This window comes from Flavobacteriales bacterium, from assembly GCA_016704485.1.
Classification (GTDB): Bacteria; Bacteroidota; Bacteroidia; order Flavobacteriales_F; family PHOS-HE28; genus PHOS-HE28.
This window is the reverse complement of sequence record JADJAA010000002.1, coordinates 812682-831306: the sequence shown is the minus strand read 5'-3', so window position 1 is coordinate 831306 and position 18625 is coordinate 812682. Positions and strand designations below refer to the sequence as shown.

The window sequence follows — 18625 nt, the reverse complement described above, 5'->3', positions numbered from 1 at the left end:
CGTTTTCCGGCTTGATCCCGATCCATGGCTTTGCCTCTTACTTCAAACCCGACAGGTGCTCCGCGTAAAGTGCTTGTGCTGTATACGGAACTTGCACCGTATGTGCTTGGGTGCCTTCAAACGCTTGCGAACGACCATAATACCCAGGTGCACATTGTCCATTGGCCTGTTAACAGCGAGGCACCTTTCCAGTTGAAGTATGGCCACGGCCTCCATCATTATGAACGCGCGGAATTAGGTGCAGATGAACTCGTAAGTCTCGCTTTGAAGCTTAAGCCGGACCTCGTTCTTTGCAGTGGTTGGATCGATAAGGGTTATCTGAAGGTCTGCCGAAGACTGCGTAAAAAGGGTACTGTTACCGTAATGTGCAGCGACACCGCATGGAGAGGTGATGCCAAACAAATTGCAGCTTCCGTTGCTGGGCGGATCCTATTCCCGAGCATTTTCTCACACGCTTGGGTTACCGGTGAAGGCCAGAAGCGCTATGCCCTGAATTTGGGTTTTGCGGAGCAGAATATCCGAACAGGTTTCTATGCTGCTGATACCGAACGTTTCCTCGCGTTAGGTGATCAGCTTTTAAAGGAAAGGACCGAGAAATGGCCTCACCGCTTTATCTGCGTGGCCCGTTACATTGCCATCAAAAAGCACCAATTGCTTTGTGATGCATTCGCTGAACTTACGGAGGAAGGCAGGACAAAGGATTGGGAACTCTGGTTCACGGGGACCGGGGAATTGTTCGATCAAGTATCCAACTCTCCGACAGGCAAGAATCCCAAGATCCGGCACATGGGATTCGTTCAACCGGAAGCCATGCCCGAGGTACTGAGACAATGTGGAGTGTTCATTCTCCCAAGTACGTATGAGCCTTGGGGCGTTGTTGTACAGGAACATGCCTGCGCTGGTTTTCCGCTTGCTCTTAGCAGTGAAATACGTGCTGCGGAACGCTTCCTTCAAATTGGGCAGAATGGATCTTCATTTGCTGCGGATAACAAGGTCGAATTGAAGAATGCCATGCTCACGTTCATCGATTCTACAGATGCTGAACTGGCTGCGATGGGATCCAAGAGCAAAGAACTAGGCGATACGTGGGGGCCAACGCAATGGGCAAAGGTGGCTGCTGAATTGATGGGAAATGGATACGCTTAACGTTCTTGTTTTCGTGGATTGGTATAAGCCTGGCTATCGCGGTGGTGGTCCCGTGCGTTCCATGATCAACATGGTGGATCACTTGGGGGATCAATGCCACTTCCACATTGTAACAGCCGATACCGATTATACAAACACCCAACCATATCCAGGAATTGTTCCCGACCAGTGGACAGATCTGCCTACAGGAGAGCGGGTATTGTATGCTTCCAAAAAAGAGACGAGCAGCAAGGTTTGGCAACGGCTACTTACGGAACAAAAGTGGGATGCGATCTATGTGAACGGTATCTTCTCATTTTGGTATTCCATCTTGCCTTTGTGGCTGACGCGAGGAAGCAAACGGCGCCGCATAGTAGTGGCCAGAGGCATGCTCCTGCCAGGGCCTGTCGGTCAAGGCGCATTGAAGAAACAAGCATTCCTGTTCATTGCGCGTACCCTTGGCTTATACAGCGGGGTAGAATTCCAGGCAACGAGCGATGAGGAAACAGAAAGCATCCGTAAACAAATAGGGCGCTCAAGCAAGATCCATTTGGTTTCGAACCTACCAAGAAAGGTGTCCGATAACGGCATTCCAATGAGGATCAAGGTCGCTGGTGAAGCACATCTGGTGAATGTGGTCCGAATAGCAACGGAAAAGAATATCCACCTGATCATCGAAACATTGCGTGGTGTTAAGGGTAGAGTGGTGTTCAACCTCTACGGTCCGGTCTATCATGCAGAATACTGGGCCCAATGTGAGGCCGCGATCAAGACATTGCCGCAGAACATCACGTTCAATTACAACGGTCCAATTGCTTCCGAGCAAGTCCTCGGTATTTTGAGCGGCCAGCATCACGCGCTGTTCATGCCGAACGAAGGAGATAACTACGGCCATACCATGGTCGAAGCAATGACCACCGGATTACCCCTGCTTTTGGCCAATACTTCTCCGTGGAGAGACCTACAGGCCAAGCATGCCGGTTGGGATATCCCTTTGGATCAACCCGTACAATTCACACAGGCCATGCAAACGCTGGTGGATATGGACCAAGCAGGATTCGACCATCTTTGCAAAGGCGCATATGCCATGGGCATGGCGCAAGTGCAGGATCCAACGACCAAAGTTGGCATGATGAAGATGCTTCGCGGATGAACAACGAACGAACGAAAGTGGACTTGAGCCGATTCGACAACACGGCAACGTTCGATCCTGGTGCAGGGTTCATTAAGCGAACATTGTGGTATTTTACCAATGCCATGTTCTTCTTGAACCCCATGTTCCCGTTCCGCTCGCTAAAACCTGCGCTGCTGCGGCTCTTTGGCGCCAAGGTGGGTAAAGGGGTAGTGATCCACCCTGCTGTCAATATCAAATTCCCATGGAAGCTGACCATCGGCAATAATAGCTGGATCGGACAACGCGTCTGGCTTGATAACTTGGACTCACTTACCATAGGAAATAACGTGGTGATCAGCCAAGGCGCAATGATCATTCAGGGAAGCCACGACTACAAGAAGATCGAATATCCGACCTACAGCAGACCGGTGGTGTTGGAAGATGGCAGTTGGATAGGTGCTGGTGCGATAGTCACACTAGGAGTTACGGCGCACACTCACGCGGTGTTGGCCGCTGGTAGCGTGGCCACGAAGGACCTGGACGCTTATATGATCTACCAAGGAAATCCTGCGAAACCAGTGCGTGAACGGGTGATGGAATGAAGCTGTCATTGATCACAGTTTGCCGCAACGTGGCTCCAGTAATTGCGGAGTCCATTGATTCAGTTCTAGGCCAGGAATATCCGGGAATAGAACTCATCGTGATCGATGGTGCAAGTACGGATGGTACGCTGGATATTCTGAACGCTTATGGAAACAAGATCGATGTGTTATTGAGTGAGCCGGACAAAGGGATCTACGATGCCATGAACAAAGGCCTTGCAAGAGCTACCGGCGATGTGATCGGTTTCGTGAACGCAGGTGATCTCCTGATGACACCACGGACCATCGATCAAGTGGTAAAAGCATTTGAGCAACAGAACGTTGATGCTGTTTACGGTGATATCATCATGGTCGACGAAGGCGACATCTCGAAGATCAAGAGAACATGGTTGAGCGGTGCATACGACCGGAACCGGTTCAAAGAAGGATGGATGCCTCCTCACGTGGCAACATTCATCCGCAAAAGTGCCTATGATAAGTTCGGGCATTTCAAGACAGAACTGCGTATTGCCGCGGATTATGAGATCCTCTTCCGCATGCTGTATAAAGAACAGATCAGCACAGTGCACTTGTCGGAGATCCTCGTGCGTTTCCGTCTCGGCGGCATGAGCAACGGAAGCGTCAAACACGTGTTAAAAGCAAATACTGAAGTTCGCCGTTCTTGGCGGTTGAATGGATTCCAAGCACCTCCATTGCTCGTGACCCGTAAGCTGTGGAGTAAAGTGATGCAGTTCTTTCATTGAGTCTGTAATAGTTGCCGCGTCTGCTTCAAGTTATAAGATCCAGCATTACTTTGGCTGGGAAACCAAGCAACGACCGATTTCAACGGCGTGTCTGTTATGATCTTAGATCCCATGAATATGAGAAGTTCGAAGTCTTTTTCACGCTTAACCATTGGTTCGCTGCTGATGGTCTCCGCATCCATTGGTTCTGCCCAGAACTATATGGATGGCAGCATTATGCACGATGGCCTTCAACGCGATTATAAGATCTACGTACCAGCGATCTATCAGCCTGGCACTCCAGTTCCGGTCGTTTTCAACTTTCATGGCTATACCAGTGATAATTTCCAGCAATCCCTCTACGCCGATTTCAGATCGATCGCGGACACTGCCAATTTCATCATTGTCCTGCCCAATGGCACGTTGGATCCTCAGGGAAATCGGTTCTGGGATACCTTCGGCTTAGGGCAGGTGGATGACCTTGGTTTTGTTGCTGCTTTGCTGGATACACTCAGCTTGCAATACACGATCGAAGCGGATCGGGTGTACAGCACCGGAATGAGCAACGGCGGATTCATGAGCTATGATCTGGCCTGTTTCCAAAGTGACCGTTTTGCGGCGATCGCTTCGGTCACCGGGACCATGATCACACCGCGTTTAGCAGCTTGCAACGCCACGCATCCAACTCCGGTCATGCAGATCCACGGTACCGCTGATCCTACGGTGAATTATGGCGGAGGAGGAGGTTTCGTTGGGATAGAGGATCTGGTCCAGCATTGGGTCCAGTTCAATAATTGTAGCGCCACACCGGTGATCACCGATGTACCGAATGTCAACACAACAGATGGTTGTACCGCACAACACTATGTCTACTCGGGTGGAGACCTTGGCAGTTCGGTAGAGTTCTTCAAAATCATTGGCGGTGGTCATACATGGCCGGGTGCACCCTTCATCGTCGGTGTTACAAACTTGGATATAAATGCATGTAAAGAGATCTGGCGGTTCTTCAATCAATATACGTTGAGCCAATTCGTTGGGGTGGCGGAACAAGTGCATAGTACTGCTTCTTTCACTGTAGGGCCGAATCCGTCATTGGACAGTTTCACGCTGCGCTTCGAGCAACCAACTATACGTACAATTAGGATCGAGAATGCAACCGGACAAGTGGTACGGCAAGTGGTCACGTCTTCAACCATGCTGGAATTCACGCTGGAGGCGGAGGGTGTTTACCTCGTCCATGTACTGGAAGGTTCCACCAGTTCCATTCAAAGAGTGGTGAAGCTATAGACAGTATGGCGTGCTATGATCCGAAGCATTTATCGGCTGACGATCGTTAGGTTCCTGATCTTTCATCAGACGTAGCTTGGCGTAATGTTAGGCTCCTATCCGTTTCGCGCTTTCATTGAAGAGGTTGGTGATCTCGCCCGATTTACCGGTAGGTTCTTTCGCGAACTTTTCCGTCCGAATATGGAATGGGAGGAGTTATTGCGGCAAGCCTTCATCAACGGATACCGTTCCCTGCCTCTGGTGGCCGTTACTGCGTTCATCATGGGATTGGTACTCACCGTTCAGAGTAGGCCTACGTTGGAACGGTTCGGGGCGGAAAGCATGCTACCTGCAATGGTTGCTATTTCGGTGGTGCGCGAGATCGCCCCGGTCATTACTGCACTGATATGTGCGGGAAAGATCGGTTCCAGCATGGGCGCAGAGCTTGGTTCCATGAAGGTGACCGAACAGATCGATGCGATGGAGGTCAGTGGTACCAACCCGTTCAAATACCTTGTGGTCACACGTGTTATCAGTACCACGCTTATGCTTCCTGTGCTTGTCGTGTTCGCGGATGCGATCGCCATTTATGCATCTTATATCGGCGTTAACATTAAAGGTGATGTCAGTTGGCCTTTGTTCTTTCAACAAGTATTCGATTCACTCATTTTCAGTGATTACCTGCCAGCATTCTTCAAATCGTTCTTCTTCGGTTTTGCTATTGGGATCGTGGGTTGCTACAAAGGATTTCGCACGGAAAAAGGGACCGCCGGTGTTGGTCAAGCTGCACATAGTGCCGTTGTAGTCGCCTCATTGCTGATCTTTATCTTGGACCTGATCGCTGTGCAGGTCACCGAGCTATTGGGATATAACTAGCATGGAACGAATTGCCGACGTGAATGGATCCGGAATTGCCCAAAGCGATGAAGTCGTCCTACGCATACACGATCTGCACAAGGCGTTCGGCTCGAATAAAGTGCTTAAGGGATTTGACCTCGAAGTCCATAAAGGAGAGAGCGTTATGGTGCTTGGTAAATCGGGCTCAGGTAAAAGCGTGCTGATCAAATGCATCATCGGTATCGTGAGACCTGATATTGGATCCATTGAAGTACTTGGGGAGAATATGCTCGGAATGGATCATACCCGTCTCGATCATATGCGCGTACGGATCGGTTTCCTTTTCCAAAGTAACGCCTTGTACGATAGCATGACCGTTCGGGAGAATCTGGAATTTCCAATGCGTCGTCATTGGAGTGGACTTCCGGCAAATGAAAGGAACAGTAGGGTGGTGAAAGCGTTGGAAGACGTGAGGTTGTTGCATACCATGGACCTTATGCCGAATGAACTTTCAGGTGGTATGCGGAAACGGATCGCGCTAGCACGCACGCTGATCATGCGGCCTGATATTGTCCTTTATGATGAGCCGACAACCGGCCTTGATCCCATAACCGGACGTGAGATCGTGGAATTGATCCTTGAACTGCAACGCGCCTACGGAACGTCATCGATATTGATCAGTCATGATCTGAACGTCGCAAAATTGGCAGCGGATCGTGTTGTTGTCCTGCATGAAGGACGGGCCTATGCACAGGGATCCTACAATGAACTCATGCGTTCCACTGATCCAGTGGTTCGTCTTTTCTTTGATTCTTTATCATGAACGAACAGAGATCACAACGTTTCAAACTCGGCGTATTCGTTCTAGCAGGTACTGCTGTCCTATTACTGATCCTGTACGTCATGGGATCGCGCAAGGAGATGTTCTCCCGGTCCGTGACCGTACACGCTGAATTCCGGGAAGTCGGCGGTTTGCGGGCAGGGAATAACGTACGGTACGCTGGTATCAATGTCGGGATCGTGGATGCGATCGAGATCGTGAACGATACCACTGTCCTGGTCACTATGCAGATCAGTTCAGAGAATACTGCCCACATCCGGACCAATGCAATGGCCAGCATTGGCACTGATGGATTGATCGGAAATAAGCTTGTGAACTTGCTTCCAGGTGAAGGTGCCGGAGAACCCATTACCAACGAGAGCATGCTTCAGTCCATCCCTACATTGGATACAGAGGCCATGTTGAGCACACTGGAACGGACGAACCAGAATCTGGCGGTCATTACTGATGATCTGCGAAAGTTTTCCGCACGTATGGCGGACCCGGATAATCTGCTGGGTTCACTTACTGATCCAGAGATGGGAAGGATACTGCAAGATGCCGTTGGTCAGTTACACACTGCCGCAGTGAATGCCAAGTCGCTTACTAACGGCGTTAATGAACTCGTTACTGATGTACAGCAAGGCAAAGGAGCGTTGGGTGTATTGCTGGCGGATGAGCATGCCCAGAACGAAATGAGGCTCACTCTGGAACGCCTGCGATCATCAGCCGATACCCTTGGTTCGGCGATCGGTAACGTGGAACGATTCACGCAGAATTTGGAAAGCGAAGATGGACTTGCACGACTGCTAACGAACGACTCAACGCTGACCAATGATGTGCGCCGGATGATGGTGCGTTTGGATACTACGACTCTGCTTCTGAACGAAGACCTGCGGGCACTCCAACGCAATTTCCTATTACGTAAATACTTCAAGGAAAAGGAGAAACGGTGAGCAGTCGATTTGGAGCTGTGACGGTGGAGCAAACCCAAGTGGGTACCTAAAAAATCACAAAACCATACGCTAGTTTTACCAAGCCCCGTTGTTGATCAAGACCGGCCTCAAACTCTCCGGTCGCCCGCTCATGATCAACGAACCACCTATTACCCCAGACCCTTCAACACCGCCACTTCCTTCCGTTCCAATGCCACGTATATCGCGGTTCGCGTGGATGCGTAGCTCGCTCACGTTCCGTGCTATCGTTGTTGGCATACTCGCTTTGTTGTTGTTGATCCCGCTCGGTATGGTCAATGACCTGATCCGGGAACGATCCTACCGCAAGCAGGAAGCAGAAGAAGGCATCAGTCGGGATTGGGGTGGGGAACAGACCATTCTTGGGCCGATCATCGACGTGCCGTATGAGGTTCCGGTGCGTGTTCCGGTGGGCGATGGTAGCGGTAGAATGGAAGATCGTGTAGAGATCCATCACGCTCAATTCCTACCTGAATCATTGAATGCAAACGTGGTGTTGGATCCGTACAAAAAGCACCGCGGTATCTATGATGTTGCCGTTTATGGCTCAAGAACCCATATCACGGGATCATTTGCACCAATTTCCGATGCTCGTTTGAATATCGGATACAAGATGCGGTGGAATGATGCAGAACTCGTGATCGGGATAAGTGATCTACGCAGCATTAAAGAGCAAGTGTCGATGGTGATCGGTGATGATACTGTTCAGTTCGAACCGGGCCTACCGAGCAATGACGTCGCCAGCACAGGTCTAAGTGTGCCGTTCCCATTGGATAGTTTGCTCGGAGTGCCGATCAATTTTATTGCGAAGCTCACCATTAACGGAAGCGGTAGCTACAACTTGGTGCCTGTTGGAAAGGTGACCAAGGCTCATTGCACCAGCTCGTGGAAAGATCCAAGCTACCACGGGGCCTTCCTGCCGGACCCTGTGGATTCCGTTGCAAAACCCGGTGATGGGTTGAACGCTAACTGGACCGTCCTTCATTTGAACAGGCCTTATCCACAGGAATTCACGGGTAACAGGCAAGCGCAGATCGAAGGAAGTGCGTTCGGGGTACGTCTTATGCAACCAGTGGATGAATACCAGAAGAACGAACGCGCCAGTAAATACGGTGTAATGCTGATAGTAATGGTATTCCTGGTGTTCTTCTTTGTGGAAGTATTGCAGGCGCTACGGATCCATCCTATTCAATACCTTTTGGTTGGGTTTGCCCTATGCATTTTCTACACCTTGCTCATCGCCATCAGCGAGCATCTAGGCTTTGCGAAGGCTTATATCCTTTCTGCCATTGCCGTCATTGGCTTGGTGGTGCTCTACGCACACAGCGTATTCAATGTGAAACGCGCATCGCAATTGCTGGGTCTTATCATGTTGCTCGTCTTCGGGTTCATGTTCGCGCTGATCAACGAACAGGATTACGCCTTGTTGTTCGGTAGCATTGGGCTGTTCATCACCTTGGCATTGGTCATGTGGGTGAGCCGCAAGATCGATTGGAATGGGGAGAAGGCAGTGGAATAGGCCTAGCTCGCCGAGCGGAGTTGAGGTGCGCTAGGGCTTCTCGACTCCGGAGGTCTTCGAACGGAGTTGAGAAGCAACGAGATGAGAAGGCAATTCTCCCAACCTTCTGAGCGTTAATTCCGTATCACATCGTTTCAATGCGTTCATTGGTTACATATTGCGCTTTATTGATAGCCCTTGGCACGTTTGCCCAAGAGCGGTTCGGTATTGCGCACAGTAATTACGGTGGGAATGATGCCTATTCCTTGAATCCCGCTCGTGCGGCAGGACAATGGCCCTTCATCGACATCCGACTCGCCGGAGCCGACCTCTACGCGTGGAACAGCCTCGTTGCTTGGACCGATCGCACATCTCCGTTGGTAGGTGAAGTACGAAATGGCATAGCAGGTCAGACGAACGGTTCCGTTGTTCGCCGGAGTTCAATGGTTCAAGGTTCGCACCGTGCTACTGTGTTTGCCAATGTGCTGGGACCAGCTGTATCCGTGGCGCTAGGACGTGGTACGGTCGGTGTCGGAATGCGATCACGCGCTTACGTAAGCGCTGCCGGGATAACTCCGGAAGTGGCCAATTACATGTTCGAAGGCTTGCAGTATGCACCTCAATTAGGACAACGATATTCGATACCCGCAATACATATCCGTAGTGCTGCGTGGACGGAGATCGGCGTGAATTATGCACATATCCTGAAAGCCGAAGGATTCAATATGCTCAGCGCTGGCATGGGATTGCGCTACAACATCGGGCATGCAGCAGGCGCATTTCAATTCAACGGAACGGAATTCACCGTAGTTGATACGGCTCAACTTGATATACACGAAGCATCGGCCAGCTATGGCTTTGCAATGCCCGAGGCAAGCGCAGGACGTGGCTGGGGCGCGGACCTAGGAGTTTCCTTCGAGCGTACACTCTCCGAAGTTGATGGTTACCGTCCGCACAAAGCCGCGATAGGATGCTCGCCCATGGGGTACCGGTATCGGATAGGAGTATCGGTGATCGACCTTGGTGGGATCCGTTTCCGGAACGGTGAAGCAGGTAGGATCAATGCAGGATCCATCGCAATTGCTGATTACGATCATATACCGGTCGAGGATGTTGAGGACGTCGATAGTTTGTTGGCCACTTCCACTAAATGGAAACGATCGAATGGTTTTAAGGTCGGTCTGCCAACTGGTATTTCAGTTCAATATGATCAGCGATTAGCGAAGAACACCTATGTCGCTTTTGCAGCGGTGCAGAACCTTGCAGGTAAACGTACATTACGCTTAAGGCGCACCAACTCGATCGCAATTACGCCGCGCTACGAAACACGCTATTTCGAGGCAGCCCTTCCTATGGTGATGCATGAATACGATATTAAACACCCGTCTATCGGATTCATGCTTCGTTTCCAAGGGCTGGTCGTAGGTTCGGATCACATTCTTCCATTCATCAGCAAACGCGACGTCTATGCGATGGACTTCTACGTTCGGTTGCGTTGGATGATCTTCAAAAGCCCAGCATGTAAAGGCAAACGCGCAGGATCAGCGATCCAAACGCGCAACGGTACCAAAGCCATGGTGCCGTGTGAAATGCCTTAGGGTCTCGAGCGCACCTTGGCTCCGCATCCCATATTGCGAGATTGCTCTGAACAAATAACGTTGGACGTACTACTGATCATGCATCTTTAAGATGGGCATATCCACTTCAACGCGCGTGCCTTGCGGCAGATCCGTGTAGTGGAAACCCGCTTTACCTCCGTGCTGTTTTTGCACTAGGTCCAATCGGGCACGTGTAATAGCTGTCCCCAATGATGTTTTCTTCATTGCCTTGCCATCAAGAGGGGGTGTTTTTTTCGCTTGCCTTCCTGCGCCGTCGTCTTCGATCGTCCAGCGCATTTGGCCATTTCGTTCCGCAACAGTCAGTGTGATATGGCCTTTTCCTTCTTTCCCTGCCATGCCGTGCCAGATCGCGTTCTCCACGAAGGGCTGCACGACCAACGGAGGAACCATCACATTCTCTGGATCGATACCGGGGTCGACGGTAATGGTGAAATCGAATTTCTTTTCCATCCGCATGCGCTCCAGGTCCAAATAGCCACGTAAAGCTTCCAGGTCATCATTGAGCGGTACCTCGGCATGGCGACTATTCTCCAGTACAAGCCGCATTACACGTGCGAATTTGCTCAGGTAGCTTGTGGCGCTATCCTGATCATTCCGTTGCACGAACGCATTGATGCTGTTCAATGCATTGAAGATGAAATGCGGATTCATTTGACTGCGTAGTGCTTGGGTCTCTAGTGTTGCAGCTTCTTTCTCGAAACGCTCTTGTCTCCGCTTGCGATCCGCAACGAACCATGCTCCGCCGCCGATCACCAGAAGTACAGCGCCTGCACCGATGCCAAATGCCCGGTTCCTGTTCTGATCGGCACGCAACGCTTCAATGGTACGCTCACTTTCCAATTGTTCACGCTCAGCTGAATAGGCCAAGCTATCAGCCAGTTGTTGCTTTCCGAATGTGTACAGCAGATCACGCTGTGTCAATTGCCGCTGGGACTTTTCATTCGTTAGACTATCGCGTACTCCGATGAATGCCTCGTGATAGCGTAATGCTTGTGTACCGTTTCCTTGCGATCTATAAGCCAGATAAAGGCATTCACAGTTGTTCTGTCGCGCGTTACGCGCACCTGTTCGTTCCGCTAGAATAAGGCCTTTCTTACAACGCTCGATCGCACGGTCGCTATTCTTGGCGTTCAGGTCGATCATTCCCAACTCGGATAGCACCATGGATTCCTGTGTCGCATCTTTCACCTCCCGTGCAAGACCCAATGCTTCCTGTAGGACTTTTTCAGCCTCTGGTCGTCTTCCTGAGCGCCGATAAGCCGCACCAAGATCCAACAACGTATGGTCCATGAGATGCTTATATCCGCCTTCACGCTCCAATGCCAATGCGGTTTCCAACATGATCACCGCGCTATCCAATTTGCCCAATTCCATCAATAATGCACCGATGGAACCGCCTGCATTTATGGCACCTTCCCGATCATCGGCTTCATGGAACAAGGCATAAGCATGGCGCAATAATGCAAGTGACTCCGTTTTTTCGCCCAAACGCGCCTTCAGGTCGCTGATCTGTGATAAGCAATTCGCGATACCGCTTTTGCTCCCGATCCGTTCCGCAATGGCCATGGCCTTATACACCAGGTCGATCGCTTCACCGATCCTACCCACTTCGGCATGTACGTTCGCCATATTGCTGTATCCGGTGCTGGCCATTTCATCCAGGCCGAGTTCCGTGGCCAATTCTGCGGCTCTTTCATAATAGATCAACGAACTATCGGATCGACCTTGTGTTTCGTGTGCAACACCAATGTTGTTGTAGCAAAAAACCAAGCCACGTGGATTGTTCGCAGCCAAATGCCGTTCAACGCTCTGTTGATAATTGGAGATGGCTGAATTCAGATCTCCCATGGATTGATACATGGTGCCTATACTGCTCAACGTGGCCCCGGCACCTCGTGAATAGGCCGAATCCTGCCGTGTGGAGAGTGCTTGCAACGAACTGTCCATGTACGGTAATGCGCCTTCTCCGGCACCCGACCTGAACAGCGCGATCCCATAGTTCCGGAATGCTTGCCCCAGCATCAACACATTGCCAGCTGCTCTAGCCTCATTCACCATTTGCCGCGAAAGCACCACACAACTATCCTGGTCAATGTAGGACATGTGGTAGATGATGTTATCCAATGCTTCCAACCGCGCATCTGCCGAAGTTTTCGGATCGGCATGCTCAAGCCAAAGCGAATCGAGGATCGCTTGGTTCTGGTCTTGTGCATGAATTCCCGTTATCAGGAACAAAAAGACCAACGAAAGGGTATATCGGCACATGGGAGTTCGGCTCGGAGGATCTTTGCAAGTTACTCTCACAAAGGAAGCCATAGGAAAACTTAAGCGTACGAATAATTACGGATGGCCTTAAAAGTTCTTCTGCTTATTAAAGCCCCGGACCGCGTACCTTCTCACCACGCCCTTCTTTTTCAGCAACCTCCCTGTTCAGCGCCAGTAATTGGGCTAGCAGGTCTTGTTTCGCATCGAAACCGTAGGCTGCCAATACGGCCTTATCCAATGAGGCGTGTAGGTCTTTTATGGGGTTCTTTCCGGGCTTCTCCAGCAGGCGGTACAGGTCGCGCAAGCTCATGCGGTGGTCTTGCATGGCCTGTGTTCGTGCATCACGCAAGTTCTTTGCCGATTGCGCCACCGTCTCTTGCTGCTTCTTACTGAGGCGTTGTGGCCATGGGAAGGTGTCCCATACGCTGGTGGTGGTGTAACGCAAGCGTGCTTCAAATGTGCTGCACTTCGCTTTCCACCATTGCCAATGAGCATCACTTTGGATCACCCCGAATGAGTAATCATCCTCGAAGGCGAAAACCATCAGAGCATCATTCGGCCGAACTGCCTGAGGGACGAACTCAAAGATCGATCTTGAAGTGACCCGCGAACAGGCGATGAAACGTTTTAATGGGGCGATAATCTGGAGCATGTCTTCACGCCGACGCCAGAACTTCCACCACGTTTCAAGATGATCTTCCCTTCCGTTAGCCTTTGTACCCCCAGTTATCTCAGCCTCTGCTTTCCTCTTGATTTCAGGCAGTACCTTGGACTCAAGTAACTTGAATAAATCTGGAACTTTCGCCACTTCCGAAATATTCTTTGAGAAGGAAAAGTCGATTGAATAACGATGTGGTTCGGACTCAAACGCGCCTAAGAGTTCATCTCCATTCAAGTAAGGCTAGAGATGTACGGCATTCCTCTTATCACGCTTGATCAGTCTTTCACCTTCAGCTCTGCTTACCAGAAACCCTTTGTAGCCATGGGTTTGTCCTTGGAAACATTTGGTGGGCTCTTTGTTGCAATTCAACTGCACTGCACTTGCCACATCGGTATTGGTACTCAAGCTGCTGTTAATGCTTGGCACCTCGTGTAGGTGCATATCTCCGTTTTTGACTTGCGTATAGAGATGGAATTCGCCTTCGTAATCTCCCTTTTGCCAACACACAATACTAACATCCACGGCGGCTTGGCCATTCCAATCTTGGGAGGAAACAGCGTTGAAGATGGTGCCTTCGTTCGCTAGAATATGATCCAAACTTCCGTTGCGACTGTAATTCTCACGGATGGTATTAGTGCCCACCAAGCCCGCGCGCTGGCCTTCTTTCAAATGGTCATGCGCACGGCGGAACCAGTACACACAGAAATCGGCGCGGCCCGGTACTTCGGGGTAGGCGGCGTGTAACTTGGCCACATATTCGGCGCCCAGTTCCTGCTGCATTTTGTTCTTGCTCTGGAAGGGTGGGTTGCCGATAATGCAATCCACTTCGGGCCAAGCGCGTTGGCTGCCATCGTCGTTCAGCAACGCATCTACGCATAGGATATGCTCGTCCAAGTTGTCCAGCGGAAGTGCCTTTTCGCGGTCATAGTCCTCACCGTGTTCGGTAACCCAAAGTTCCTTGGCGGTCATCAGGGTAACCTTGGCCACTTCCACACTGGTGCCTTTTAGATCCATGCCGTGAAATTGCTTGATGCTCACGTAAGGCGTGTTCTCCAAACACGTCCGCAGGCGTTTGGCATCCTCGCGTTTGGTGCTACGGTCGCGTATCACGCGGAGCAATTGCTTTTCCAACTTCTTCATTTCGCGGTAGGCAACGAAGAGGAAGTTGCCGCTGCCACAAGCAGGATCCAACACGCGGTAGGCACGCAGGCTGTCGAGCACTTTGTAGAGCGCATCTATAGGCATGGCGGCTTCCAAGGCTTCGGCGATCTTGTTCTGGAAAGGCTGTACGATCACGGGATCCACGATCTTCTTGATGTCGATCTCATAAGTGTAGTGTGCCCCTGCGGCATGGCGCTCCGCTGCGTCCATGCCATACTCGAAAAAGGTACCGAAGATGGCCGGGTTCACTTTGCTCCAATCCTTTATACAAGCGAACTCCAACATGGTAACCTCGTGCATAGTGAGTTCCAGCGGGGTCACCTTCTGGAATAGGCCACCATTGAAATAGTCCACCCCGCGGTACTTGCCTGCTTCGGTTATGCCCTCGTCATTCATGGCGCGGAAAAGACCTGCAATAAGATCATAGCTCGGCGGACATTTATCATATGCACTGCCTTCACTTTCGGAGCATTCGTGTACAAGCCGTGTAAAGATCTCCTCGGGCAGGAGCTTCACATCCTCTGCGAACATGGTGAGAATGCATTGTAGCGTATAGTGCATGGCAGTATCGCGAGGTACACCACGTTTCACCATGCTCCGGAAGACCTCGCTCACTTTCTTCGCGGCCTCTTCCGTAACGTTCAATCGGTTCGTGCGGAACACCGGATCGGTAGGGCGGGGTAGGAGAAAGGAGAACGACTCGCGGCGCGTGGCCAGGTCCGTCAACTTCACAATGTCTTGCGGCTCGTCCGGGTCGGTATCGAAGTCGTAGATCCAGAACTCATCGAAGTTGCAAAGGATCACGTAACGCGCACGATCTCCAGCCAACCGGAACCAATAATTGGTGGCCTGTTGCAAATGCAGCGAAAGCGGTTCGCCACGTTTCTTCATTTCAATAATGGCACGCTTGGGCCAAACAAGATCAGCGAAACTGGTGCTGCGCTTGCGTTTGTCGTAGATGCGGTGCTCGAAGGTGGCCCCAGCACCTTTGTGGCCATCTGTATGCCCTAGTGCAGTAAAGAAGCGATCAAGGAAGGTCTGAGCTTCTCCCTTTTCATCTCCCCGAATATGTGTGTTACAATATTCGACAAAAGATTCAAGGGGCGTCGATGGCTTCATGATCTCAGCTACAAAGAATAAGCTCCAACATCAATACTCCCCACCGTTTGCGTTTACTGGATTCAATATCGCCTCCAGCGCAGCTTCATTAGCCACAAGAACGCGACGTCCTTTGCTGCCTTCGAAACCACCAAGGATACCTGCTGCTTCCAATTGGTCCACAATGCGACCTGCGCGGTTGTAGCCCAGCTTTAGCTTCCGTTGGATATTGCTTGTGCTGCCTTGTTGCATGGTTACCACCAAACGGGCGGCATCCTCGAACATGCTGTCGCGGTCGCCTAGGTCGGTATCGCCACCACCTTCGCCATCTTCGGTTGGTACTTCGGGTAGGATATGGGCATCTGGATAGCCTCGTTGCGCGCCTACGAAATCGCAGATCCTATCGACTTCCGGAGTATCAACGAATGCACATTGGATACGGATGACCTCATTACCCGTACTGAGCAACATATCACCACGACCGATCAATTGATCGGCTCCACCTGCATCGAGAATGGTGCGGCTGTCGATCTTGCTGGTTACACGGAACGCAATACGCGCCGGGAAGTTGGCTTTGATGGTACCGGTAATGATGTTCACACTCGGACGCTGCGTGGCAATGATCAAGTGGATACCGATGGCACGAGCTAACTGCGCCAAACGAGCGATCGGGGTTTCCACCTCGCGACCAGCTGTCATGATCAGGTCAGCGAACTCATCCACTACCAATACGATGTAGGGTAGGAAGCGGTGCCCTTTCTCCGGATTCAACCGGCGCTTTATGAACTTCGTGTTGTACTCCTTAATGTTACGGACCTGCGCATCTTTGAGCAGCTCGTAGCGCTCGTCCATTTCAATGCACAAGCTGTTGAGCGTGGCGACTACTTTCTTCACGTCCGTGATGATGGCATCGCTATCACCGGGCAACTTGGCAAGGAAGTGACGCTCTATCTTGTTGAACAGGGTGAGTTCCACTTTCTTCGGATCGACCAATACGAACTTGATCTGGCTCGGGTGTTTCTTATAAAGCAGGCTCACCAGGATCGCGTTAAGTCCAACCGATTTACCCTGGCCGGTAGCGCCTGCCATGAGCAAGTGAGGCATTTTAGTAAGATCCGTAACAAAGGTCTCATTGCTAATGGTCTTACCCAACACCAATGGCAATTCCATGTTGCTGTTCTGGAATTTCTCACTGGCAATGACCCCTCGCATACCTACGATCTGTGGCTTGCTGTTCGGAACCTCGATACCAATGGTACCCTTACCCGGGATCGGTGCAATAATGCGAATGCCCAAGGCGGCAAGGCTCAGAGCAATATCATCCTCCAAGTTCTTGATCTTGCTGATGCGCACACCTGCCGCTGGTACGATCTCATACAACGTTACGGTTGGTCCAATGGTGGCTTTGATCTTCTCAATGCCGATGTTGTAATGGCCCAAGGTTTCAACGATGCGGTCCTTGTTCTGCTCCAACTCTTCTTTGGTTACAGTGAGTTCGCCGGTACCGTGGTCAATAAGCAGATCGATCGGTGGCAGTTCGTAGCTGCTCAGTTCCAATGTAGGGTCGTACTCACCGAACTCCTTCAACTTTGTTTCCAATTCGTCTTCGCTGAGTACTGCATCTTCTGCACCAGCCGTAACGTCCATACCATCGATCTCCGTTACGCATGAGGCAACAACAGCCGGAGTGATGGGTTCAACGATCTCTATCGGTTCCATCTCCAGTTCCAACGCAGGTTTGCTTTCTTCGACTACTTCCTCCTCCTCGATCTCGTCTTCTTCAGCTTCTTCTTCCTGTTCGATCAGTTCATCGGCGAAGTCCTGAACGACCGTGTTTCGAGCACGAACGCCATTGGCCGCAACGACCACTGTTTCTTGGTCATCTTCAATTTCTGCTGCTTCTACATTGCTCTTCATCCGCTCGAAAGCATCAACGATCCAACCAAATGAAAGGTTGAAGGTGAACACCGCGAAAGCACTTGCTGCAAAGACGATCAAAGCACCTGTTCCGAATTCACCCAATAAAGTAGTGAGGTGCTTCGTGATGAAATGCCCAACGCCACCGCCGAGGAACATCAGATCGCCACGGAAAGCGAAGCCGAACAGGGTAGGGAACCAGAATAATACCATTGCCGTCCAGCCCAATGTGCGGCTTGGTGGCAACAACCAAGTATTGAGCAACACGCGAATTCCCGCAAGGAAACTCCACATCGGCATGGCAAAGGCAGCAATACCAAACCATTTGTAGATGAACTGATGTGCCGTTAGCGCTCCGATCTTACCCAGCCAATTATCCACACGTAATTCCGGACTGAAGATCTCACCGAGAGAACGGCCAACCAGATCTTGGTCTATACGCCATGTAAAGAGGAATGAGGTGAATGCCACCAATAGATAGGCAGAGAATAGGATCAGGAATAGGCCACCGACCTTATGGACTCGCTCGTCCGACCAAAAGGCTTTGAACCGAGCAAATCGACCTTCACCATCAACGGTTGATCCTTTCTTTCGACTCTTTTTGCTTGTCGCTTCCTCGTTTCGGTCCTCTCGGACACGATTTTGTCGTTCTCTAGCCACTGGAATACGGATATATGCCAACTTCACGCAAGGACGCGATCAGATGGTTATGGATGCGTTCAAAAGTATCCGGGTACCAGCTTAGAACGGGTGAATGTGCTGGGCTATTATCAACAAGTTGGGGTTGGTTCGGGAAATAGCCTCCGTTCGGACGGCTCCTAAGGAGCAACTGAAAGCTGGCTATGTAGCTGAATGGAACCGCTGGTGCTGGAACGCAACAGGCATTCGTATCAATATGAGGACAAGTTCTCGACCAACGGCCAATTGCCAACTCCGATCCGGAATA

15 protein-coding genes are annotated in these 18625 nt (G+C 51.0%); 10 read left to right on the top strand and 5 right to left on the bottom strand.

All coding sequences use genetic code 11. From position 1 onward, the window contains the following. Positions 1-24: 24 nt before the first annotated feature. From IPF95_14620 to IPF95_14585, 8 genes are all read left to right on the top strand, one after another. Positions 25-1146, top strand: coding sequence for a glycosyltransferase family 4 protein (locus tag IPF95_14620; GenBank protein ID MBK6475921.1), 1122 nt, complete (start codon positions 25-27; stop codon positions 1144-1146). Then, positions 1133-2278, top strand: coding sequence for a glycosyltransferase (locus IPF95_14615; protein MBK6475920.1), 1146 nt, complete (start codon positions 1133-1135; stop codon positions 2276-2278). The genes IPF95_14620 and IPF95_14615 overlap by 14 nt, the downstream gene beginning before the upstream one ends. Further along, the gene (gene wcaF, locus IPF95_14610) at positions 2275-2841 is read left to right on the top strand and encodes a colanic acid biosynthesis acetyltransferase WcaF (GenBank protein MBK6475919.1); all 567 of its coding nucleotides are present in this window, start codon (positions 2275-2277) and stop codon (positions 2839-2841) included. The genes IPF95_14615 and wcaF overlap by 4 nt, the downstream gene beginning before the upstream one ends. Next, positions 2838-3584 carry a glycosyltransferase gene (locus tag IPF95_14605; GenBank protein ID MBK6475918.1) on the top strand — a complete coding sequence of 249 codons (747 nt, stop codon included), beginning with the start codon at positions 2838-2840 and terminating at the stop codon, positions 3582-3584. The genes wcaF and IPF95_14605 overlap by 4 nt, the downstream gene beginning before the upstream one ends. Positions 3585-3701: 117 nt before the next feature. Continuing rightward, the gene (locus IPF95_14600) at positions 3702-4850 is read left to right on the top strand and encodes a prolyl oligopeptidase family serine peptidase (GenBank protein ID MBK6475917.1); all 1149 of its coding nucleotides are present in this window, start codon (positions 3702-3704) and stop codon (positions 4848-4850) included. An 84-nt stretch (positions 4851-4934) separates the two neighbouring features. Next, positions 4935-5705, top strand: coding sequence for an ABC transporter permease (locus tag IPF95_14595; GenBank protein ID MBK6475916.1), 771 nt, complete (start codon positions 4935-4937; stop codon positions 5703-5705). A gap of 1 nt (position 5706) precedes the next feature. Beyond that, on the top strand, positions 5707-6489 hold the full coding sequence (locus tag IPF95_14590; GenBank protein MBK6475915.1) for an ATP-binding cassette domain-containing protein: 783 nt from the start codon (positions 5707-5709) through the stop codon (positions 6487-6489). Further along, on the top strand, positions 6486-7442 hold the full coding sequence (locus IPF95_14585; GenBank protein ID MBK6475914.1) for an MCE family protein: 957 nt from the start codon (positions 6486-6488) through the stop codon (positions 7440-7442). The genes IPF95_14590 and IPF95_14585 overlap by 4 nt, the downstream gene beginning before the upstream one ends. A gap of 75 nt (positions 7443-7517) precedes the next feature. Here IPF95_14585 and IPF95_14580 read toward each other — a convergent pair whose 3' ends face one another. Beyond that, positions 7518-7676: a hypothetical protein gene (locus IPF95_14580; GenBank protein ID MBK6475913.1), complete on the bottom strand. Its 159-nt coding sequence runs from the start codon at positions 7674-7676 to the stop codon at positions 7518-7520. Between IPF95_14580 and creD the strand changes: the two genes are divergently transcribed. Together creD and IPF95_14570 are read left to right on the top strand one after the other, a co-directional pair. Then, on the top strand, positions 7660-8979 hold the full coding sequence (gene creD, locus IPF95_14575; protein ID MBK6475912.1) for a cell envelope integrity protein CreD: 1320 nt from the start codon (positions 7660-7662) through the stop codon (positions 8977-8979). The genes IPF95_14580 and creD overlap by 17 nt on opposite strands. Before the next feature lie 137 nt (positions 8980-9116). After that, positions 9117-10556 (top strand): hypothetical protein, encoded by a 1440-nt coding sequence (locus IPF95_14570; GenBank protein MBK6475911.1) that lies wholly within the window; start codon positions 9117-9119, stop codon positions 10554-10556. 69 nt (positions 10557-10625) lie between these two features. Here the strand turns inward: IPF95_14570 and IPF95_14565 are convergent, their stop codons facing one another. The 4 genes from IPF95_14565 to IPF95_14550 form a co-directional block, all read right to left on the bottom strand. Beyond that, a complete protein-coding gene (locus tag IPF95_14565; protein ID MBK6475910.1) occupies positions 10626-12842 on the bottom strand; it encodes a tetratricopeptide repeat protein in 2217 nt (738 codons plus the stop codon). 106 nt (positions 12843-12948) lie between these two features. After that, positions 12949-13386, bottom strand: coding sequence for a hypothetical protein (locus IPF95_14560; protein ID MBK6475909.1), 438 nt, complete (start codon positions 13384-13386; stop codon positions 12949-12951). A 357-nt stretch (positions 13387-13743) separates the two neighbouring features. Beyond that, the gene (locus IPF95_14555; GenBank protein MBK6475908.1) at positions 13744-15783 is read right to left on the bottom strand and encodes a class I SAM-dependent DNA methyltransferase; all 2040 of its coding nucleotides are present in this window, start codon (positions 15781-15783) and stop codon (positions 13744-13746) included. A 30-nt stretch (positions 15784-15813) separates the two neighbouring features. Beyond that, on the bottom strand, positions 15814-18339 hold the full coding sequence (locus IPF95_14550) for a DNA translocase FtsK 4TM domain-containing protein (protein MBK6475907.1): 2526 nt from the start codon (positions 18337-18339) through the stop codon (positions 15814-15816). Between the last annotated feature and the right edge of the window lie 286 nt (positions 18340-18625).